The sequence below is a fragment of the Streptococcus sp. HMSC076C08 genome, from assembly GCF_001810825.1.
Classification (GTDB): domain Bacteria; phylum Bacillota; class Bacilli; order Lactobacillales; family Streptococcaceae; genus Streptococcus.
Genome location: NZ_KV802735.1, coordinates 126921 through 146776, shown reverse-complemented (window position 1 = coordinate 146776; position 19856 = coordinate 126921). Strand labels below are relative to the sequence as shown.

The 19856-nt window shown below is 43.3% G+C and carries 22 protein-coding genes, 1 pseudogene and 1 other annotated feature; of the genes and pseudogenes, 21 read left to right on the top strand and 2 right to left on the bottom strand.

Annotated elements, in window-relative coordinates; genetic code table 11:
* Positions 1 to 100: 100 nt before the first annotated feature.
* Positions 101 to 172: pseudogene (locus HMPREF2766_RS10300) on the bottom strand (AraC family transcriptional regulator); the annotation flags it as partial.
* Here HMPREF2766_RS10300 and HMPREF2766_RS07050 point away from each other — a divergent pair.
* The 17 genes from HMPREF2766_RS07050 (at position 165) to HMPREF2766_RS06970 (ending at position 14246) form a co-directional block, all read left to right on the top strand.
* Positions 165 to 1073 (top strand): LysR family transcriptional regulator, encoded by a 909-nt coding sequence (locus HMPREF2766_RS07050; RefSeq protein WP_001025717.1) that lies wholly within the window; start codon positions 165 to 167, stop codon positions 1071 to 1073. The pseudogene HMPREF2766_RS10300 and the gene HMPREF2766_RS07050 sit on opposite strands and share 8 nt — an antisense overlap.
* Entirely contained in the window at positions 1070 to 1537 is a 468-nt protein-coding gene (lspA, locus tag HMPREF2766_RS07045; protein ID WP_070568865.1) for a signal peptidase II, read from the top strand. The genes HMPREF2766_RS07050 and lspA overlap by 4 nt, the downstream gene beginning before the upstream one ends.
* Complete coding sequence (locus HMPREF2766_RS07040; protein ID WP_070568861.1) at positions 1521 to 2420, top strand: RluA family pseudouridine synthase; 900 nt, start codon at positions 1521 to 1523, stop codon at positions 2418 to 2420. The genes lspA and HMPREF2766_RS07040 overlap by 17 nt, the downstream gene beginning before the upstream one ends.
* Before the next feature lie 101 nt (positions 2421 to 2521).
* Positions 2522 to 3631, top strand: coding sequence for a glutamate 5-kinase (proB, locus tag HMPREF2766_RS07035; protein WP_070568857.1), 1110 nt, complete (start codon positions 2522 to 2524; stop codon positions 3629 to 3631).
* 9 nt (positions 3632 to 3640) lie between these two features.
* Positions 3641 to 4903: a glutamate-5-semialdehyde dehydrogenase gene (locus HMPREF2766_RS07030; protein WP_070568855.1), complete on the top strand. Its 1263-nt coding sequence runs from the start codon at positions 3641 to 3643 to the stop codon at positions 4901 to 4903.
* Between the two features lie 3 nt (positions 4904 to 4906).
* Complete coding sequence (gene proC, locus HMPREF2766_RS07025; protein WP_070568852.1) at positions 4907 to 5704, top strand: pyrroline-5-carboxylate reductase; 798 nt, start codon at positions 4907 to 4909, stop codon at positions 5702 to 5704.
* 114 nt (positions 5705 to 5818) lie between these two features.
* Complete coding sequence (gene tmk, locus HMPREF2766_RS07020; protein WP_070568849.1) at positions 5819 to 6457, top strand: dTMP kinase; 639 nt, start codon at positions 5819 to 5821, stop codon at positions 6455 to 6457.
* The gene (locus tag HMPREF2766_RS07015) at positions 6454 to 7344 is read left to right on the top strand and encodes a DNA polymerase III subunit delta' (protein WP_070568847.1); all 891 of its coding nucleotides are present in this window, start codon (positions 6454 to 6456) and stop codon (positions 7342 to 7344) included. Before tmk ends, HMPREF2766_RS07015 begins: the two co-directional genes overlap by 4 nt.
* 39 nt (positions 7345 to 7383) lie before the next feature.
* Positions 7384 to 7701: a DNA replication initiation control protein YabA gene (gene yabA / locus HMPREF2766_RS07010; RefSeq protein WP_000358229.1), complete on the top strand. Its 318-nt coding sequence runs from the start codon at positions 7384 to 7386 to the stop codon at positions 7699 to 7701.
* A gap of 2 nt (positions 7702 to 7703) precedes the next feature.
* Positions 7704 to 8582 (top strand): 16S rRNA (cytidine(1402)-2'-O)-methyltransferase, encoded by an 879-nt coding sequence (gene rsmI / locus HMPREF2766_RS07005; protein ID WP_070568844.1) that lies wholly within the window; start codon positions 7704 to 7706, stop codon positions 8580 to 8582.
* A 133-nt stretch (positions 8583 to 8715) separates the two neighbouring features.
* Complete coding sequence (trmFO, locus tag HMPREF2766_RS07000) at positions 8716 to 10050, top strand: methylenetetrahydrofolate--tRNA-(uracil(54)-C(5))-methyltransferase (FADH(2)-oxidizing) TrmFO (RefSeq protein WP_000083705.1); 1335 nt, start codon at positions 8716 to 8718, stop codon at positions 10048 to 10050.
* Between the two features lie 83 nt (positions 10051 to 10133).
* Positions 10134 to 10871, top strand: a complete 738-nt coding sequence (gene pyrH, locus HMPREF2766_RS06995; protein WP_000002996.1) for a UMP kinase — start codon at positions 10134 to 10136, stop codon at positions 10869 to 10871.
* Between the two features lie 7 nt (positions 10872 to 10878).
* A complete protein-coding gene (gene frr, locus HMPREF2766_RS06990; RefSeq protein WP_001262235.1) occupies positions 10879 to 11436 on the top strand; it encodes a ribosome recycling factor in 558 nt (185 codons plus the stop codon).
* Positions 11437 to 11495: 59 nt separating this feature from the next.
* Positions 11496 to 12350 (top strand): RNA-binding virulence regulatory protein CvfB, encoded by an 855-nt coding sequence (gene cvfB / locus HMPREF2766_RS06985; protein WP_001095464.1) that lies wholly within the window; start codon positions 11496 to 11498, stop codon positions 12348 to 12350.
* Between the two features lie 11 nt (positions 12351 to 12361).
* On the top strand, positions 12362 to 12967 hold the full coding sequence (locus tag HMPREF2766_RS06980) for a GrpB family protein (RefSeq protein WP_070568841.1): 606 nt from the start codon (positions 12362 to 12364) through the stop codon (positions 12965 to 12967).
* Positions 12964 to 13179 carry a YozE family protein gene (locus HMPREF2766_RS06975; RefSeq protein WP_033681906.1) on the top strand — a complete coding sequence of 72 codons (216 nt, stop codon included), beginning with the start codon at positions 12964 to 12966 and terminating at the stop codon, positions 13177 to 13179. The genes HMPREF2766_RS06980 and HMPREF2766_RS06975 overlap by 4 nt, the downstream gene beginning before the upstream one ends.
* 80 nt (positions 13180 to 13259) lie before the next feature.
* The gene (locus tag HMPREF2766_RS06970; protein ID WP_070568838.1) at positions 13260 to 14246 is read left to right on the top strand and encodes a PhoH family protein; all 987 of its coding nucleotides are present in this window, start codon (positions 13260 to 13262) and stop codon (positions 14244 to 14246) included.
* Positions 14247 to 14299: 53 nt separating this feature from the next.
* Here HMPREF2766_RS06970 and ald read toward each other — a convergent pair whose 3' ends face one another.
* Positions 14300 to 15412 carry an alanine dehydrogenase gene (ald, locus tag HMPREF2766_RS06965; RefSeq protein WP_070568835.1) on the bottom strand — a complete coding sequence of 371 codons (1113 nt, stop codon included), beginning with the start codon at positions 15410 to 15412 and terminating at the stop codon, positions 14300 to 14302.
* Between the two features lie 175 nt (positions 15413 to 15587).
* Here ald and HMPREF2766_RS06960 point away from each other — a divergent pair, with 175 nt between their 5' ends.
* From HMPREF2766_RS06960 to infC, 4 genes are all read left to right on the top strand, one after another.
* Positions 15588 to 16157 (top strand): GNAT family N-acetyltransferase, encoded by a 570-nt coding sequence (locus HMPREF2766_RS06960; protein WP_070568832.1) that lies wholly within the window; start codon positions 15588 to 15590, stop codon positions 16155 to 16157.
* 66 nt (positions 16158 to 16223) lie between these two features.
* Complete coding sequence (locus HMPREF2766_RS06955; protein WP_070568829.1) at positions 16224 to 16874, top strand: helix-hairpin-helix domain-containing protein; 651 nt, start codon at positions 16224 to 16226, stop codon at positions 16872 to 16874.
* Positions 16858 to 19098 carry a DNA internalization-related competence protein ComEC/Rec2 gene (locus HMPREF2766_RS06950; RefSeq protein ID WP_070568826.1) on the top strand — a complete coding sequence of 747 codons (2241 nt, stop codon included), beginning with the start codon at positions 16858 to 16860 and terminating at the stop codon, positions 19096 to 19098. Before HMPREF2766_RS06955 ends, HMPREF2766_RS06950 begins: the two co-directional genes overlap by 17 nt.
* Before the next feature lie 72 nt (positions 19099 to 19170).
* Positions 19171 to 19302: a sequence feature (ribosomal protein L20 leader region), on the top strand.
* A gap of 15 nt (positions 19303 to 19317) precedes the next feature.
* Positions 19318 to 19848 carry a translation initiation factor IF-3 gene (gene infC, locus HMPREF2766_RS06945; RefSeq protein ID WP_000848184.1) on the top strand — a complete coding sequence of 177 codons (531 nt, stop codon included), beginning with the start codon at positions 19318 to 19320 and terminating at the stop codon, positions 19846 to 19848.
* Positions 19849 to 19856 lie beyond the last annotated feature (8 nt).

Sequence of the window (19856 nt, the reverse complement as noted above, 5' to 3'; positions counted from 1 at the left end):
TTAAATAAGGCTTTCCGAGTTTTCGGAGAGCCTATTTTTTTGTTTTGATACCCACAATTTTTTGTTACTAGTGTAGATGAATTTTGTGAGCGACATTATTTTTCCTAGGTGGAAAACTTCTAAAATATGGTATAATGAACAGATAGAGAAGTTGGGGGTAAAAGATGAACATTCAACAATTACGCTATGTTGTGGCTATTGCCAATAGTGGTACTTTCCGTGAAGCTGCTGAAAAGATGTATGTTAGTCAGCCGAGTCTGTCTATTTCTGTTCGCGATTTGGAAAAAGAGCTTGGTTTTAAGATTTTCCGTCGGACGAGTTCGGGAACGTTTTTGACTCGTCGTGGTATGGAATTTTATGAGAAAGCGCAAGAATTGGTCAAAGGCTTCGATGTTTTTCAAAATCAGTATGCCAATCCTGAGGAAGAAAAGGATGAATTTTCCATTGCCAGCCAGCACTATGACTTCTTGCCACCAACGATTACGGCCTTTTCAGAGCGTTATCCTGATTATAAGAACTTTCGTATTTTTGAGTCTACCACAGTTCAAATATTAGACGAAGTAGCCCAAGGACACAGTGAGATTGGGATTATCTACCTCAACAATCAAAATAAAAAGGGCATCATGCAACGGGTTGAAAAGCTTGGTTTAGAAGTTATTGAACTAATTCCTTTCCAGACTCACATTTATCTTCGTGAAGGGCATCCTTTAGCACAGAAAGAGGAATTGGTCATGGAGGATTTAGCGGATCTGCCAACGGTTCGTTTTACTCAGGAAAAGGATGAGTACCTATACTATTCAGAGAACTTTGTCGACACCAGCGCGAGCTCGCAGATGTTTAATGTGACGGACCGTGCTACTTTGAATGGTATTTTGGAGCGAACGGATGCCTATGCGACAGGTTCAGGATTTTTAGATAGTGACAGTGTCAATGGCATCACAGTCATTCGTCTCAAGGATAATCTAGATAATCGCATGGTCTATGTCAAACGGGAAGAAGTGGAGCTTAGCCAAGCTGGGACTCTTTTCGTAGAAGTCATGCAAGAATATTTTGATCAAAAGAGGAAATCATGAAAAAAAGAGGAATAGTAGCAGTCATTGTACTGCTTTTGATTGGGTTGGATCAGTTGGTCAAAAATTATGTTGTCCAACAGATTCCACTGGGTGAAGTGCGTTCGTGGATCCCCAATCTCGTTAGCTTGACCTATCTGCAAAATAGAGGAGCAGCTTTCTCCATGCTGCAAGATCAGCAGTGGTTATTTGCTGTTATTACACTGGTTGTTATGGCGGGTGCCATTTGGTATCTACATAAGCACATGGAGGACTCACTTTGGACGGTTTTTGGACTGACCTTGATTATTGCTGGTGGTCTAGGCAACTTTATCGACAGAATGAGTCAAGGTTTTGTGGTGGATATGTTTCACCTAGACTTTATCAACTTTGCGATTTTCAATGTTGCTGACAGCTATTTGACAGTTGGTGTGATTGTTTTATTGATTGCAATGCTTAAAGAGGAAGTAAATGGAAATAAAAATTGAAACTGGTGGGCAACGTCTAGACAAGGCTCTGTCAGATCTGACAGAATTGTCACGCAGTCTCGCGAATGAACAAATCAAGGCTGGACAAGTTTTGGTGAATGGGCAAGCCAAGAAAGCAAAATACACTGTCCAAGAGGGCGATGTGGTCACTTATCATGTGCCAGAACCAGAGGTTTTAGAATATGTAGCTGAGAATCTGCCGCTCGAAATCATCTACCAAGATGAGGATGTAGCAGTCGTTAACAAACCTCAGGGAATGGTGGTTCATCCCAGCGCCGGTCATACCAGTGGAACCTTGGTCAATGCCCTCATGTACCATATCAAGGACTTGTCAGGTATCAATGGTGTTCTGCGTCCAGGAATCGTTCACCGCATTGACAAGGACACGTCTGGTCTCCTCATGATTGCTAAGAATGATGAGGCCCACTTAGCACTCGCGCAAGAACTCAAGGACAAGAAGTCTCTCCGTAAATACTGGGCGATTGTTCATGGCAATCTGCCCAATGATCGTGGTGTGATTGAAGCTCCGATTGGTCGTAGTGAAAAAGATCGTAAGAAACAGGCAGTGACTGCTAAAGGGAAGCCAGCAGTGACTCGTTTTCAAGTCTTGGAACGCTTTGGAGATTATAGTTTGTTAGAGTTGCAACTGGAAACAGGACGTACCCACCAAATCCGTGTTCATATGGCTTATATTGGCCATCCAGTCGCTGGTGATGAAGTCTATGGTCCTCGTAAGACTTTGAAAGGACATGGACAGTTTCTCCATGCCAAGACTCTAGGTTTTACCCATCCGAGGACAGGTGAAACCTTGGAGTTCACAGCAGATATTCCAGTGCTTTTTAAAGAAACGCTGGAAAGATTGCGAAAAAATGAGAATAGATAAAAGAGTTGAGATGCCTTGTCTCAACCTTTTTCATTTCAAGTCTTTTCTATTTTAAAGTATTCATGTTATAATGGATAAATATGAAGAATCGGAGTGAGAATATGAAGTACAAACGAATCGTCTTTAAGGTAGGGACTTCCTCCTTAACAAATGAAGACGGGAGTTTATCAAGAAGTAAAGTAAAGGCAATTACCCAGCAATTGGCTATGCTGCATGAGGCTGGACATGAGTTGATTTTAGTGTCATCTGGGGCAGTTGCCGCTGGATTTGGAGCTTTGGGTTTTAAAAAACGTCCGACCAAGATTGCAGATAAACAAGCTTCGGCTGCAGTTGGTCAGGGACTTTTGTTGGAGGAATACACAACCAACCTCCTCATGCGCCAGATCGTTTCTGCACAAATCTTGCTGACACAGGATGATTTTGTAGATAAACGTCGCTATAAGAATGCCCACCAGGCCTTGTCTGTATTGCTTCATCGTGGTGCAATTCCCATCATCAACGAGAATGACAGTGTCGTTATTGATGAGCTCAAGGTGGGTGATAATGACACTCTGAGTGCCCAGGTAGCGGCGATGGTTCAAGCAGACCTTTTAGTTCTCTTGACCGATGTGGACGGTCTCTATACTGGAAATCCCAACTCAGATCCAAGAGCTAAACGTCTTGAGAAAATCGAGACTATCAATCGTGAGATTATTGATATGGCTGGTGGAGCAGGTTCGTCAAACGGTACTGGGGGTATGCTGACAAAAATCAAAGCTGCAACTATTGCGACGGAGTCAGGGGTGCCAGTCTATATCTGCTCTTCCTTGAAATCTGATGCACTGATTGAGGCAGCTGAGGAGACCAAGGATGGTTCCTTCTTTGTTGCGCAAGAGAAGGGACTTCGTACCCAGAAACAATGGCTGGCCTTCTATGCTCAAAGTCAGGGAACGATTTGGGTAGATGGTGGAGCTGCAGAGGCACTTTCAAAAAACGGGAAAAGTCTCCTTTTATCAGGCGTAGTAGAAGTGGAAGGAAACTTCTCTTACCACGATATTGTCACAGTAGCAGATAAAGAAACAGGTCAATCTCTTGGAAAGGGACGTGCCCAATTTGGTGTCTCAGCTCTAGAAGATATGCTCCGTTCTCAAAAAGCTAAGGGAGTCTTGATTCACCGTGATGACTGGATTTCTATCACTCCTGAAATCCAGCTGCTTTTTACAGAATTTTAGAGGTGAACGATGGTAAGTACACAAGAACAATTCGAACAGGTACAGGCTGTTAAGAAATCAATCAATACTGCTAGTGAAGCAGTGAAAAACCAAGCCTTGCTAGCCATGGCTGATCAGTTATTGGCAGCTACTGAGGAGATTTTAGCGGCCAATGCCCTCGATATGGCAGCGGCCAAGGGAAAAATCTCAGATGTTATGCTAGACCGTCTTTATTTGGATGCGGGACGTATAGAAGCGATGGCAAATGGGATTCGTGAAGTGGTTGCTTTACCAGATCCTATTGGTGAAGTCCTAGAAACAAGTCAGCTTGAAAATGGTTTGCTTATTACCAAGAAACGTGTGGCCATGGGGGTTATTGGGATTATCTACGAAAGTCGTCCAAATGTGACGTCGGATGCGGCTGCTTTGGCTCTCAAAAGTGGCAATGCGGTCGTTCTTCGTAGTGGTAAGGACGCCTACCAAACAGCTCATGCTATTGTTACAGCCTTGAAGAAGGGTTTGGAGACAACTGCCATTCATCCAGAGGTGATTCAACTGGTGGAAGATACTAGCCGTGAAAGTAGCTATGCCATGATGAAGGCCAAGGGTTATCTAGACCTTCTCATACCCCGTGGAGGCGCTGGCTTGATCAATGCCGTGGTTGAAAATGCTATCGTGCCTGTTATTGAGACGGGAACTGGAATTGTTCATGTTTATGTCGATAAGGATGCAGATGAAGACAAGGCGCTGTCTATCATCAACAATGCTAAAACCAGTCGTCCTTCTGTCTGCAATGCCATGGAGGTCTTGCTAGTTCATGAAGACAAGGCAGCAAGTTTCCTTCCTCGCTTGGAACAAGTTCTGGTTGCAGAGCGTAAGGAAGCTGGACTGGAACCAATTCAATTCCGCTTGGATAGCCAAGCAAGTCAGTTTGTTTCAGGTCGAGCAGCTGAGGCACAAGACTTTGACACTGAGTTTTTAGATTATATCCTAGCGATTAAGGTTGTGAGCAGTTTAGAAGAAGCAGTTGAGCATATTGAAGCTCACAGTACCCATCATTCGGATGCCATTGTGACGGAAAATGCTGAGGCTGCAGCCTACTTTACAGATCAAGTGGACTCAGCAGCGGTTTATGTCAATGCCTCAACGCGTTTCACTGATGGTGGGCAATTTGGTCTTGGATGTGAGATGGGAATTTCTACTCAGAAACTGCATGCGCGTGGGCCTATGGGCTTGAAAGAGTTGACCAGCTACAAGTATGTGGTTACTGGTGACGGACAGATAAGGGAGTAAGAGATGAAGATTGGATTTATCGGTTTGGGGAATATGGGTGCTAGCTTGGCTAAGGCTGTTTTGCAGGCCAAGTCGGGTGCTCAGATTCTCCTTGCCAATCGTAGTCAAGCAAAAGTAGATGCTTTCATTGCTAACTTTGGTGGTCAGGCTTCCAGCAATGACGAAATCTTCGCAGAAGCAGGTGTGATTTTTCTAGGAGTTAAGCCTGCTCAGTTTTCTGAACTGCTTTCTCACTATCAGACCATTCTTGAAAAACGAGAGAGTCTTCTTTTGATTTCCATGGCAGCTGGATTGACTTTAGAAAAACTAGCAAGTCTTATCCCAAGTCAACATCGAATTATTCGTATGATGCCAAATACCCCTGCTTCTATCGGGCAAGGAGTGATTAGTTATGCCTTGTCTCCTAATTGCAGGGCTGAGGACAGTGAGCTCTTTTGTAAGCTGTTAGCCAAGGCAGGTCTCTTTGTTGAACTTGGGGAAAGCTTAATTGATGCAGCGACAGGTCTTGCAGGTTGTGGGCCGGCATTTGTCTATCTCTTTATTGAGGCCTTAGCAGATGCGGGTGTACAGACAGGATTGCCACGAGAAACGGCATTGAAAATGGCGGCTCAAACAGTTGTCGGCGCTGGACAATTGGTCCTAGAAAGCCAAGAGCATCCTGGAGTATTGAAAGACCAAGTTTGTAGCCCAGGCGGTTCGACTATCGCTGGTGTAGCGAGCTTAGAAGCGCATGCTTTTCGGGGAACGGTCATGGATGCAGTTGGTCAAGCTTACAAACGAACACAAGAACTAGGTAAATAAGAGGTGGCTTTGACTGCCTCTTTTATGGTGCATGAAATGAGAAGACAAAAAGATTGTCACAAAAACCTATTTTTTTGATAGAATAGAAGGTAGTAAAAAAGAAATGAGTTAGACATGTCAAAAGGATTTTTAGTCTCTCTTGAGGGACCAGAGGGAGCAGGCAAGACCAGTGTTTTAGAGGCTCTACTCCCAATTTTAGAGGAAAACGGAGTAGAGGTGCTGACGACCCGTGAGCCAGGCGGAGTCTTGATTGGGGAGAAGATTCGGGAAGTGATTTTAGATCCAAGTCATACTCAGATGGATGCTAAGACAGAACTCCTTCTCTATATCGCCAGTCGCAGACAGCATTTGGTGGAAAAAGTTCTTCCAGCCCTTGAAGCTGGCAAGTTGGTCATTATGGACCGCTTCATCGATAGTTCTGTTGCTTATCAGGGATTTGGTCGTGGCTTGGACATTGAAGCCATTGACTGGCTCAATCATTTTGCTACAGATGGCCTCAAACCCGATTTGACACTTTATTTTGACATTGAGGTGGAAGAGGGACTGGCTCGCATTGCTGCTAATAGTGACCGGGAGGTCAATCGTTTGGACTTGGAAGGGTTGGACTTGCATAAAAAAGTCCGTCAAGGCTACCTTTCTCTTCTGGACAAAGAAGGAAATCGCATTGTCAAGATTGATGCTAGTCTCCCTTTGGAACAAGTTGTGGAAACTACCAAGGCTGTCTTGTTTGATAGAATGGGCTTGGCTAAATGAAACAAGAAGAATTAAAGGCTTGGCAGCCAGACCAGTTTGACCGCTTTGTCCGTATCCTAGAACAAGACCAGCTCAATCACGCCTATCTCTTTTCAGGTTTCTTTGGAAGCTTGGAAATGGCGCAGTTTTTGGCTAAGAGCCTCTTTTGTACGGATAAAGTAGGCGTTTTACCATGTGAGAAATGCCGAAACTGCAAGCTGATTGAACAGGAAGAGTTTCCAGATGTTACCTTGATTAAGCCAGTCAATCAGGTCATCAAGACAGAACGTATTCGTGAATTGGTGGGACAATTTTCTCAAGCAGGGATTGAAAGCCAGCAGCAGGTTTTTATTATCGAGCAGGCGGAGAAAATGCATCCCAACGCAGCTAACTCTCTGCTCAAGGTCATCGAAGAACCCCAGAGTGAAGTTTACATTTTCTTCTTAACTAGTGATGAGGAAAAAATTTTACCGACCATCCGTAGTCGGACCCAGATTTTTCACTTTAAAAAGCAAGAAGAAAAGCTCATCCATCAATTAGAACAAGCAGGTCTGGTCAAGAAAAAAGCGACTCTCTTAGCCCTGTTTAGTCAATCGCGTGCTGAAGCAGAAAAACTGGCAAACCAAGCAAGTTTTTGGACCTTGGTGGATGAAAGTGAGCGCCTGCTGACTTGGTTAGTAGCCAAGAAAAAAGAGAGTTATTTGCAGGTGGCTAAATTAGCTAGTCTGGCAGATGACAAGGAAAAGCAGGATCAGGTCTTGCGAATCCTCGAAGTCCTCTGTGGACAGGATCTATTGCAAGCAAGGATTCGACAGATTTTTCAAGATTTACTAGAAGCTAGAAAAATGTGGCAGGCTAATGTCAGCTTTCAAAACGCCATGGAATATCTGGTCTTGAAAGAAATATAAACTAAAAAATGAACGATAAAGAAAGGAAAGAGCTGGTTTATGGACAAGAAAGAATTATTTGATGCGCTAGACGATTTTTCCCAACAGTTACTGGTGACCTTGGCCGATGTGGAAGCCATCAAGAAAAATCTCAAGAGCCTGGTAGAGGAAAATACAGCTCTTCGCTTGGAAAATAGTAAGTTGCGCGAACGCTTGGGCGAGGTAGAAGCAGATACACCCGTCAAGGCTAAGCATGTTCGTGAAAGCGTCCGTCGAATCTATAAAGACGGATTTCACGTATGTAATGATTTTTACGGCCAACGCCGAGAGCAGGACGAGGAATGTATGTTCTGTGACGAGTTGTTGTACAGGGAGTAGGCATGCAGATTCAAAAAAGTTTTAAGGGGCAGTCTCCCTATGGCAAGCTTTACCTAGTGGCAACGCCAATTGGCAATTTAGATGACATGACCTTTCGTGCCATCCAGACCTTGAAAGAGGTGGACTGGATTGCTGCTGAGGACACGCGCAATACAGGACTTTTGCTCAAGCATTTTGACATTTCCACCAAGCAGATTAGTTTTCACGAGCACAATGCCAAGGAAAAAATTCCTGATTTGATTGGTTTCTTGAAAGCAGGACAAAGTATCGCTCAGGTATCCGATGCGGGTCTGCCTAGTATCTCGGACCCTGGTCATGATTTGGTTAAGGCAGCTATTGAGGAAGAAATTGCAGTAGTGACAGTTCCGGGTGCCTCTGCAGGGATTTCTGCTTTGATTGCCAGTGGTTTAGCTCCACAACCACATATCTTTCACGGTTTCTTACCGAGAAAATCAGGCCAGCAAAAGCAATTTTTCGACTTAAAAAAAGATTACCCAGAAACTCAGATTTTCTACGAATCGCCCCACCGTGTATCAGATACATTGGAAAATATGCTAGAAGTCTACGGTGACCGCTCGGTAGTCTTGGTCAGGGAATTGACCAAAATCTATGAAGAATACCAACGAGGAAAGATTTCAGAGCTACTAGAAAGTATTGCTGAAACGCCACTCAAGGGTGAATGCCTTCTCATCGTTGATGGTGCCAGTCAGGATGTGGAGGAAAAGGACGAGGAGGACTTGTTTTCAGAAATCCAATCTCGTATCCAGCAAGGCATGAAGAAAAATCAAGCCATTAAGGAAGTTGCGAAACTCTACCAGTGGAATAAAAGCCAACTCTACGCCGCCTACCACGAATGGGAAGAAAATCAAGAAAATGACTAAACAGGGAAGTTTGCCATCTTCCCTTTTTTTGTTATACTAGTAGAAGAAAAATTAGAAAGATTTGTGGGTGTCAAACAGTCTAGTAGCTTGTTTTGATATGAACTTAGGTTCCACCCAAAGAGGTATTAGTGTCGTGTCTCAATCTTATATCAATGTTATCGGTGCTGGTTTGGCAGGTTCTGAAGCAGCTTACCAAATCGCAGAACGCGGTATTCCAGTTAAACTTTATGAAATGCGTGGGGTCAAGTCAACACCACAGCACAAAACAGACAATTTTGCTGAATTGGTTTGTTCCAATTCCTTACGTGGGGATGCTTTGACCAATGCAGTTGGGCTTCTCAAGGAAGAAATGCGTCGCTTGGGTTCTGTTATCTTGGAATCTGCTGAAGCTACACGTGTTCCTGCTGGTGGAGCCCTTGCGGTGGACCGTGATGGTTTCTCTCAAATGGTGACTGAAAAAGTGGCTAATCACCCCTTGATTGAAGTGGTTCGTGATGAAATTACAGAATTGCCGACTGATGTTATTACAGTTGTCGCTACTGGTCCTTTAACCAGCGATGCCCTAGCTGAAAAGATTCATGCCCTTAATGACGGTGATGGTTTCTATTTCTACGATGCGGCGGCGCCGATTATCGATGTCAATACCATCGATATGAGCAAGGTCTATCTCAAGTCTCGTTATGACAAGGGAGAAGCAGCCTACCTCAATGCCCCTATGACCAAGCAAGAATTTATGGATTTCCATGAAGCATTGATCAATGCGGAAGAAGCCCCGCTCAATTCGTTTGAAAAAGAAAAGTACTTTGAAGGTTGTATGCCTATCGAAGTCATGGCTAAGCGTGGCATTAAAACCATGCTTTATGGTCCGATGAAGCCAGTCGGTTTGGAGTATCCAGACGATTATACAGGCCCTCGTGACGGGGAGTTCAAAACACCGTATGCAGTTGTCCAGCTTCGTCAGGATAATGCGGCTGGTAGCCTCTACAATATCGTCGGTTTCCAGACCCACCTCAAATGGGGAGAACAAAAGCGTGTCTTCCAAATGATTCCAGGTCTTGAAAATGCGGAGTTTGTTCGCTATGGGGTCATGCACCGCAATTCTTACATGGATTCACCAAATCTTCTGGAGCAGACCTATCGTTCTAAGAAACAGCCAAACCTTTTCTTTGCTGGTCAAATGACGGGTGTAGAAGGCTATGTTGAGTCAGCAGCTTCAGGCTTGGTTGCAGGTATTAACGCAGCTCGTCTCTTTAAGGGTGAAAGTGAAGCTATCTTCCCAGAGACCACAGCGATTGGAAGTCTGGCTCATTACATCACTCATGCGGACAGCAAGCATTTCCAGCCCATGAATGTCAATTTTGGGATTATCAAGGAATTGGATGGCGAGCGTATCCGTGATAAGAAGGCTCGTTATGAAAAAATTGCAGAGCGTGCTCTTACCGACTTAGAGGAATTTTTAACAGTCTAATTTTTTTCAAAGAATTGCTCATGATACTATAAAAATCTTAGAAATTGTGATAAAATAGGTAGGATAAAAAAAGGAGAGTAAAAATGGCGAATCCCAAGTATAAACGTATTTTAATCAAGTTATCAGGTGAAGCCCTTGCCGGTGAACGTGGCGTAGGGATTGATATCCAAACAGTTCAAACAATCGCAAAAGAGATTCAAGAAGTTCATAGCTTAGGTATCGAAATTGCCCTTGTTATTGGTGGAGGAAATCTCTGGCGTGGGGAACCTGCTGCAGAAGCAGGAATGGACCGTGTTCAGGCAGATTACACTGGAATGCTTGGGACCGTGATGAATGCTCTTGTGATGGCAGATTCATTGCAACAAGTTGGTGTCGATACGCGTGTACAAACAGCCATTGCCATGCAACAAGTGGCAGAACCTTATGTACGTGGACGTGCCCTTCGTCACCTTGAAAAAGGCCGTATTGTTATCTTTGGTGCTGGAATTGGTTCACCTTACTTCTCAACAGATACAACAGCAGCCCTTCGTGCAGCTGAAATCGAAGCGGATGCCATTCTTATGGCTAAAAATGGCGTAGATGGTGTTTACAATGCCGATCCTAAGAAAGACAAGACAGCTGTTAAATTTGAAGAATTGACCCACCGTGACGTTATCAACAAAGGTCTTCGTATCATGGATTCAACAGCTTCAACCCTCTCTATGGACAACGACATTGACTTGGTTGTCTTTAACATGAACCAACCAGGCAACATCAAACGTGTCGTATTTGGTGAAAATATCGGAACAACAGTTTCAAACAATATCGAAGAAAAGGAATAAGAAAATTATGGCTAACGCAATTGTAGAAAAAGCTAAAGAGAGAATGACCCAGTCTCACCAATCACTTGCTCGTGAATTTGGAGGTATCCGTGCCGGTCGTGCCAACGCAAGCTTGCTAGACCGTATCCACGTAGAATACTATGGAGTTGAAACTCCTCTTAACCAAATCGCTTCAATTACTATTCCAGAAGCGCGTGTCTTGTTGGTAACACCATTTGACAAGTCTTCATTGAAAGACATCGAACGTGCCTTGAACGCTTCTGATCTTGGTATTACACCAGCTAATGACGGTTCTGTGATCCGCTTGGTTATCCCAGCTCTTACAGAAGAAACTCGTCGTGACCTTGCCAAAGAAGTGAAGAAGGTCGGTGAAAATGCTAAAGTGGCTGTCCGCAATATCCGTCGTGATGCTATGGATGAAGCTAAGAAACAAGAAAAAGCAAAAGAAATCACTGAAGACGAATTGAAGACTCTTGAAAAAGATATTCAAAAAGTAACAGACGATGCTGTGAAACACATCGACGACATGACTGCCAATAAAGAAAAAGAAATCTTGGAAGTCTAAAAATAAACAGAAAAACTCAGTTGGCATTGCTGGCTGAGTTTTATTCGAAAGAAGGAAATATGAATACAAATCTTGCAAGTTTTATCGTTGGACTCATCATCGATGAAAATGACCGTTTTTACTTTGTGCAAAAGGATGGTCAGACCTATGCTCTTGCTAAAGAAGAAGGTCAACATACAGTAGGGGATACGGTCAAAGGTTTTGCCTACACGGATATGAAGCAAAAACTCCGCTTGACCACTCAAGAAGTTACTGCGACTCAGGACCAATTTGGTTGGGGAACCGTAACAGAAGTTCGAAAGGACTTGGGTGTCTTTGTCGATACCGGTCTACCTGATAAGGAAATCGTTGTGTCACTCGATATCCTCCCTGAGCTCAAGGAACTCTGGCCTAAGAAAGGTGATAAACTTTACATCCGTCTTGAAGTGGACAAGAAAGACCGAATCTGGGGACTTTTGGCGTATCAGGAAGACTTCCAACGTCTGGCTCGTCCTGCTTACAACAACATGCAGAACCAAAACTGGCCAGCCATTGTTTACCGTCTCAAGCTGTCAGGAACATTTGTTTACCTACCAGAGAATAACATGCTTGGTTTCATTCACCCAAGTGAACGCTACGCAGAGCCACGTTTGGGGCAAGTGTTAGATGCGCGTGTCATCGGTTTCCGTGAAGTGGACCGTACTCTTAACCTCTCCCTCAAACCACGTTCTTTTGAAATGTTGGAAAATGATGCCCAGATGATTTTGACCTACTTGGAAAGCAATGGCGGTTTCATGACCTTGAATGATAAGTCATCTCCTGACGATATCAAGGCAACCTTTGGTATCTCTAAAGGTCAGTTCAAGAAAGCACTCGGTGGCTTGATGAAGGCTGGCAAAATCAAGCAAGACCAGTTTGGGACAGAGTTGATTTAGGTCTTATAGACATGATAAAGAAACTTGAAGAAATGAGTTTAGAGGAACTCTGGCAACTTTTTCCTATTTTTCTAGTAGAGCACAAGTCAGAGTGGAAAGACTGGTATGAATCGGAAAAAGCAAATCTGAAAAGAATATTGGGTGCAAATGTTATTAAAAGAATAGAACATATCGGTAGCACTGCTATCCCTAATATTTGGGCCAAGAATATCGTTGATATTCTGTTAGAAGTAGGTAGAATAGAGGATTTAGCAAGAGTTAGGGATTTATTGATGAAGAATGGTTGGCTAGTGATGTCGGAGAGTCCTAACAGGATTTCGCTAAATAAAGGCTATACAGAGCAGGGATTTGCCGAGAAAGTTTTTCATTTACATTTGCGAATGACGGGAGATCATGACGAGATTTATTTTAGAGATTATCTATGCCAGCATCCAGATATTGCCCAAGCGTATCAGGAATTAAAACTCAGTTTGTGGAAACAATTTGAACACAATCGAGACGCCTATACTGATGCGAAAACGGATTTTATAAACCACTACGTTTCAGAGGCTAAGTCCAGTAATTTTCAAGAATCAGAAAAGTTTTATCAAAAAAGTCTTGATAGGAGAAAGAATTGAGAAAATCATTTTACACTTGGCTCATGACCGAGCGCAATCCTAAAAGTAATAGCCTCAAAGCCATCTTGGCAGATCTTGCTTTTGAGGAGTCAGCTTTTCCAAAACACACGGATGATTTTGATGAGGTGAGTCGCTTTTTGGAGGAGCATGCCAGCTTCTCTTTTAACCTAGGAGACTTTGACGCCATCTGGCAAGAATACTTAGAACACTAGAGACAATGAGATGAGGCTAGTATTTTATTGTTCTCTTTGCTATAATAAAAAGAAATAAACGGATTAGAGAGGTTCTTTATTTGAAGGAACATTCAATAGATATTCAACTAAGTCACCCAGATGACTTGTTCCATCTTTTTGGTTCCAATGAGCGCCATCTTCGTTTGATGGAAGAAGAGCTCGATGTGGTGATTCATGCTCGTACGGAGATTGTCCAGGTTATCGGAGAAGAGACTGCCTGTGAAGAAGCCCGTCAGGTTATCCAGGCTTTGATGGTCTTGGTGAATCGGGGGATGACAGTTGGGACACCAGATGTGGTGACTGCGATTGGCATGGTCAAAAACGATGAAATCGACAAGTTTGTCGCCCTTTACGAAGAAGAAATTATCAAAGACAATACAGGGAAGCCGATTCGTGTCAAAACCTTGGGTCAAAAACTTTATGTGGACAGTGTCAAACAGCATGATGTGACCTTTGGAATCGGACCAGCAGGGACAGGGAAGACCTTTCTTGCAGTGACCTTGGCAGTAACTGCCCTTAAACGTGGGCAAGTCAAGCGGATTATCCTTACTCGTCCAGCAGTGGAAGCAGGTGAGAGTCTAGGATTTCTTCCAGGTGATCTCAAGGAGAAGGTGGATCCTTATCTTCGACCAGTTTACGATGCCTTGTATCAGATTCTCGGCAAAGATCAGACGACCCGTCTCATGGAGCGTGAAATTATCGAAATCGCGCCTCTTGCCTACATGCGTGGGCGGACCTTGGACGATGCTTTTGTCATTCTCGATGAGGCACAAAATACGACCATCATGCAGATGAAGATGTTCCTGACTCGTTTAGGCTTTAATTCCAAGATGATTGTCAATGGAGATATCAGTCAGATTGACCTGCCACGCAATGTTAAGTCAGGTTTGATTGATGCTCAAGAAAAGCTCAAGAACATTCACCAAATCGACTTTGTTCATTTTTCAGCTAAGGATGTGGTTCGTCATCCAGTTGTCGCTCAGATTATTCGAGCTTATGAACCAGCTTCAGTTAAAAATGAAGAAAAGAAGGAAGAGACAGAATAGCAAAAAAAAAGCAGTTCAGATTTGAACTGCTCTTTTTTAATGAGTGTCTAGCTTTAAACAAGTTCGTCGATAGACGTGTGCTCTTTATCGAGGCCTTGAGCAACTGGGAGGCTAGTTAAGTAACCTTGATAAGTGGTCACACCTTGACGCAAGCCCTCATCTTCAGCAATTGCTTGTGCGAATCCTTTGCCAGCAAGAGCTTCGATATAAGGAAGAGTGACATTGGTTAGGGCGATGGTTGAAGTACGGGCAACCGCACCAGGGATATTGGCAACGGCATAGTGGAGAACACCGTGTTTTTCATAAACAGGTTCATCGTGTGTTGTCACACGGTCAGCTGTTTCGATAACGCCACCTTGGTCAACGGCAACGTCAACAATGACAGAGCCTGGACGCATTTGTTTGACCATCTCATCTGTCACCAATTTCGGAGCCTTGGCACCAGGGATGAGAACCGCCCCAATCACCACATCAGCATCTCTCACACTTGCTTCAATGTTGAAAGAATTAGACATAAGAGTTTGGATTTGGTTTCCAAAGACTTCTTCTAGAACTGAGAGACGCTTAGCACTGATATCTAAAATAGTCACTTGAGCACCAAGACCAAGGGCGATGCGGGCAGCATGTGTACCGACGACACCACCACCGATGATGGTTACTTTTCCTTTTGGAACGCCTGGTACACCACCTAGTAGGACACCAGAACCACCAGCTTGCTTAGTAAGGAAGTGAGCTCCGATTTGAACAGCCATACGGCCGGCAACCTCACTCATAGGAACGAGGAGAGGTAGTTGTCCTTGATTGTCACGAACAGTTTCATAGGCAATTCCTGTTGTTTTTGCTGCTAGCATGGCATCTGCTAATTCTGGCGCAGCGGCCATGTGCAAGTAGGTGAAGAGGAGAAGATCGTCGCGCAAATAAGCATATTCAGAAGCTAGTGGTTCTTTTACTTTCACGACCAACTCGGCAGCCCATGCTTCTGCAGCAGTAGCGACAATCTCAGCTCCTTGCTTTTGATAGTCAGCATCAGTAAATCCTGAACCGAGACCAGCATTTGTTTCGATGAGGACACGATGTCCACGAGAAACTAAGCTATGAACACCAGCAGGTGTGAGGGCGACACGGTTTTCGTTATTTTTAATTTCTTTTGGGATTCCGATTAACATATAGATAACCTACCTTTCAATTGTCGGATTGTTTTGGTTGTCACATTCCATTCCATAAATCAAAAATGTGATGGTTTTATTGTATATGAAACCGCTTCAAAAATCAAGAAAAACTTGTCATTCAAATTTATTTATGCTAGACTAGTGAGAATCGAGCTCTAATGGAGGGAAAAGTATGGAATCAATATTTGTGAAATTTGCCCAGTATCCATCTATAGAAACGGAGCGTTTATTGCTCCGACCTGTAACTTTGGACGATGCAGAAGCTATGTTTGAGTATGCCTCAGACAGAGAAAATACACGCTATACTTTTCCAACAAATCAAAGCTTAGAAGAAACCAAGAACAACATCGCTCAGTTCTACTTGGCTAATCCCTTGGGACGGTGGGGAATCGAACTAAAAAGCAATGATCAGTTTATTGGAACTATTGATTTGCACAAGATTGATCCCATTCTCAAAAAAGCAGCTATTGGTTACATTATCAACCAAAAGTATTGGAATCAAGGATTGACGACAGAAGCCAATCGCGCCGTGATTGAGCTGGCTTTTGAGAAGATTGGAATGAACAAGTTGACCGCTCTTCATGACAAAGACAATCCCGCATCTGGCAAGGTCATGGAGAAATCTGGGATGCGTTTTTCCCACGAAGAACCCTATGCCAGAATGGATAATAAAGAACCAGGTCGAATTATCACAAGAGTTTATTATGTCTTAACCAAGGAAGACTATTTTGCAAATAAATAAGCAGTTGAAAAGATTTTTCAGCTGTTTTTTTCTTTCTCTTGCGAATAACTTAAGAGAGGAGAAAATATGGAAGCAATTATCGAGAAAATAAAAGAGTATAAAATCATTGTCATCTGTGCTTGTTTGGGTCTGGCCTTGGGCGGCTTTTTCCTGCTAAAGCCATCTACACAAAAACCCGTCACAGAAACAAATTTGCAGGCTGAAGTCACGGCCGTTTCAAAGGATTCATCGTCTGAAAAAGAAGTGAAGAAGGAGGAAAAGGAAGAGTCTCCTGAACAAGATCTAATCACAGTGGATGTCAAAGGTGCTGTCAAATCGCCAGGAATTTATGATTTGCCAGTAGGTAGTCGTGTTCATGATGCCGTTCAGAAAGCTGGTGGCTTGACAGAGCAAGCAGACAGCAAGTCGCTCAATCTCGCTCAGAAAGTCAGTGACGAGACTCTTGTCTATGTTCCAAGTAAGGGAGAAGAAGCAGCTAGTCAGCAGGCTGCCTCTGGAACGACTCCTTCGTCAAGTAAAGAAAAGAAGGTCAACCTCAATAAAGCTAGTCTGGAAGAACTCAAGCAGGTCAAAGGCTTGGGAGGAAAACGAGCCCAGGATATTATCGACCATCGTGAGGCGAATGGCAAATTCAAGTCGGTGGATGAATTAAAGAAGGTCTCTGGCATTGGCGCTAAGACCATAGAAAAGCTAAAAGATTATGTCACAGTGGATTAAGAATTTCCCTATCCCTCTAATCTATCTGAGTTTTCTGTTACTGTGGCTTTACTACGCCATTTTTGGAGCGTCCTATCTCGCACTGCTAGGTTTTGTTTTTTTGCTTGTCTGTCTCTTTTTCCAATTTCCTTGGAAATCGGCCGGTAAAGTTCTAGCGATTTGTGGAGTTTTTGGATTTTGGTTTCTGTTTCAAAACTGGCAACAGAGTCAAGCTAGTCAGAACCTAGTGGATTCTGCTGAAAGGGTACGGATTTTGCCTGACACTATTAAGGTCAATGGAGATAGTCTGTCCTTTCGGGGCAAGGCTGAGGGCCGCACCTTCCAAGTTTACTATAAACTCCAGTCTGAGGAGGAGAAAGAGCTCTTTCAGGCCTTAACAGACCTTCACGAGATTGAACTAGAAGGAAAACTTTCGGAACCCGAAGGGCAGAGGAATTTTGGTGGCTTTAACTACCAAGCCTATCTGAAGACTCAAGGGATTTACCAAACTTTGACTATCAAGAGTATCCAGTCAATGAAACAGGTTAGCAGTTGGGATATAAGAGAAAATCTGTCTAGTTTACGTCGAAAGGCTGTAGTTTGGATTAAGACGCACTTTCCAGACCCTATGCGCAACTACATGACAGGGCTGTTACTAGGACATCTAGATACGGACTTCGAGGAGATGAATGAGCTTTATTCCAGTCTTGGAATTATCCATCTTTTTGCCTTATCAGGTATGCAGGTGGGCTTCTTTATGGATGCCTTTAAGAAACTCCTCTTACGATTGAGCTTGACCCAAGAAAAGTTGAAGTGGCTGACCTATCCCTTTTCCCTTATCTATGTAGGTCTGACAGGATTTTCAGCATCGGTCATTCGTAGTCTCTTGCAAAAGTTACTGGCCCAACATGGCTACAAGGGTTTGGATAATTTTGCCTTGACGGTGCTTGTCCTCTTTATCATCATGCCCAACTTTTTCCTGACGGCAGGAGGTGTCTTGTCCTGTGCCTATGCTTTTATCTTGACCATGACTAGCAAAGAAGGCGATGGGATCAAGGCTGTTGCTGGAGAAAGTCTGGTCATTTCCTTGGGAATATTGCCTATTCTATCCTTCTATTTTGCAGAATTTCAGCCTTGGTCTATCCTTTTGACCTTTGTATTTTCCTTTCTGTTTGATGTGGTCTTCTTGCCACTTTTGTCCATCTTATTCATTCTGTCCTTCGTTTACCCAGTCACTCAGTTTAACTTTGTCTTTGAGTGGTTGGAGGGCATCATTCGCTTGGTATCGCAGCTGGCAAGTAGGCCCCTGGTCCTTGGTCAACCCACCACATGGCTGTTGATTCTCCTCTTAATTTCATTAGCCTTGCTATATGATATGAGGAAAAACATTAAAAGACTAGCAGTATTCAGTCTCTTTATTGTGGGGCTCTTTTTCTTGACCAAGCATCCACTGGAAAATGAAATCACCATGCTGGATGTGGGGCAAGGAGAAAGTATTTTCCTACGGGATGTGAATGGGAAAACTATTCTCATAGATGTTGGTGGTAAGGTAGAAGCTAGTAAGAAAATCGAGGCTTGGCAAGAAAAGGCGACAACCAGCAATGCCCAGAGAACCTTGATTCCCTATCTTAAAAGTCGAGGAGTAGACAAGATTGACCAGCTGATTTTGACCAATACAGACAAGGAGCATGTTGGTGATTTACTGGAGGTGACCAAGGCTTTCCATGTCGGGGAGATTTTAGTATCAAAAGGAAGTCTGACACAGAAGGAATTTGTGGCAGAATTAGAAGCAAGTCAAACTAAGGTGCGCAGTGTGACAGAGGGGGATAATTTTTCGATTTTTGGAAGTCAGTTAGAAGTCCTATCTCCAAGGCAGATTGGAGATGGGGATCGTGATGGTTCCCTGATTCTTTATGGGAAACTTTTGGATAAGCACTTTCTCTTCACAGGAAATTTGAAAGAGAAGGGAGAGAAGGATCTTCTAAAGCAATACCCTGATTTAGAGGTGGATGTCTTGAAAGCAGGCCAGCATGGTGCTAAAATATCATCAAATCCAGCTTTTCTAGAAAAACTCAACCCAGAGATTACTCTCATTTCAGTGGGTAAGAACAATCGTGCCAAACTCCCCCATCAGGAAACCTTGACACGACTAGAATCCATCAAGAGTAAGATTTATCGAACTGACCAGCAAGGAGCTATCCGCTTTAAAGGATGGAATAGTTGGCGAATTGAAACGGTTCGATAAGATAGACAAACTTTTCGAAAAATTGACTTTTTATCTTGACAAGGGATAGAAAACTTGGTATCATATAAAAGTTGAGAAAAGCAGAAGTGAGAGCTTCTCGCCTTGTGACATCAAGTTGCCTGGCCCTACGGATGAAAAGTTTCTAAGAAACGCTATCATAACGTGCGGGCTTGTATTATTACGAGTCCGCTATTGTTTTTCTCTAATAATAAAAAAGAGGTGAAAACCATAGCAAAGCAAGACTTATTCATCAATGATGAAATTCGTGTACGTGAAGTTCGCTTGATCGGTCTTGAGGGAGAACAGCTAGGCATCAAGCCACTCAGTGAAGCGCAAGCATTAGCTGATAGTGCAAATGTTGACTTAGTATTGATCCAACCCCAAGCAAAGCCACCTGTTGCTAAAATTATGGACTACGGTAAGTTCAAATTTGAGTATCAGAAAAAGCAAAAAGAACAACGTAAAAAACAAAGTGTTGTTACTGTGAAAGAAGTTCGTCTGAGTCCAACTATTGACAAGGGTGACTTTGACACAAAACTTCGCAATGCACGCAAGTTCCTTGAAAAAGGAAATAAAGTTAAGGTATCCATTCGCTTTAAAGGGCGTATGATCACCCATAAAGAGATTGGTGCAAAAGTTTTAGCCGAGTTTGCTGAAGCAACACAAGATATTGCGATCATCGAACAACGAGCTAAGATGGATGGACGCCAAATGTTCATGCAGTTGGCGCCAGCAACTGACAAAAAATAATTGTCAGA

What these genes read in the sequence shown, in the direction of transcription:
- HMPREF2766_RS07050 (WP_001025717.1), top strand. Translation starts at nt 165, where the DNA reads ATGAACATTCAACAATTACGCTATGTTGTGGCTATTGCCAATAGTGGT.
- lspA (WP_070568865.1), top strand. Translation starts at nt 1,070, where the DNA reads ATGAAAAAAAGAGGAATAGTAGCAGTCATTGTACTGCTTTTGATTGGG.
- HMPREF2766_RS07040 (WP_070568861.1), top strand. Translation starts at nt 1,521, where the DNA reads ATGGAAATAAAAATTGAAACTGGTGGGCAACGTCTAGACAAGGCTCTG.
- proB (WP_070568857.1), top strand. Translation starts at nt 2,522, where the DNA reads ATGAAGTACAAACGAATCGTCTTTAAGGTAGGGACTTCCTCCTTAACA.
- HMPREF2766_RS07030 (WP_070568855.1), top strand. Translation starts at nt 3,641, where the DNA reads ATGGTAAGTACACAAGAACAATTCGAACAGGTACAGGCTGTTAAGAAA.
- proC (WP_070568852.1), top strand. Translation starts at nt 4,907, where the DNA reads ATGAAGATTGGATTTATCGGTTTGGGGAATATGGGTGCTAGCTTGGCT.
- tmk (WP_070568849.1), top strand. Translation starts at nt 5,819, where the DNA reads ATGTCAAAAGGATTTTTAGTCTCTCTTGAGGGACCAGAGGGAGCAGGC.
- HMPREF2766_RS07015 (WP_070568847.1), top strand. Translation starts at nt 6,454, where the DNA reads ATGAAACAAGAAGAATTAAAGGCTTGGCAGCCAGACCAGTTTGACCGC.
- yabA (WP_000358229.1), top strand. Translation starts at nt 7,384, where the DNA reads ATGGACAAGAAAGAATTATTTGATGCGCTAGACGATTTTTCCCAACAG.
- rsmI (WP_070568844.1), top strand. Translation starts at nt 7,704, where the DNA reads ATGCAGATTCAAAAAAGTTTTAAGGGGCAGTCTCCCTATGGCAAGCTT.
- pyrH (WP_000002996.1), top strand. Translation starts at nt 10,134, where the DNA reads ATGGCGAATCCCAAGTATAAACGTATTTTAATCAAGTTATCAGGTGAA.
- frr (WP_001262235.1), top strand. Translation starts at nt 10,879, where the DNA reads ATGGCTAACGCAATTGTAGAAAAAGCTAAAGAGAGAATGACCCAGTCT.
- cvfB (WP_001095464.1), top strand. Translation starts at nt 11,496, where the DNA reads ATGAATACAAATCTTGCAAGTTTTATCGTTGGACTCATCATCGATGAA.
- HMPREF2766_RS06980 (WP_070568841.1), top strand. Translation starts at nt 12,362, where the DNA reads ATGATAAAGAAACTTGAAGAAATGAGTTTAGAGGAACTCTGGCAACTT.
- ald (WP_070568835.1), bottom strand. Translation starts at nt 15,412, where the DNA reads ATGTTAATCGGAATCCCAAAAGAAATTAAAAATAACGAAAACCGTGTC.
- HMPREF2766_RS06960 (WP_070568832.1), top strand. Translation starts at nt 15,588, where the DNA reads ATGGAATCAATATTTGTGAAATTTGCCCAGTATCCATCTATAGAAACG.
- HMPREF2766_RS06955 (WP_070568829.1), top strand. Translation starts at nt 16,224, where the DNA reads ATGGAAGCAATTATCGAGAAAATAAAAGAGTATAAAATCATTGTCATC.
- HMPREF2766_RS06950 (WP_070568826.1), top strand. Translation starts at nt 16,858, where the DNA reads ATGTCACAGTGGATTAAGAATTTCCCTATCCCTCTAATCTATCTGAGT.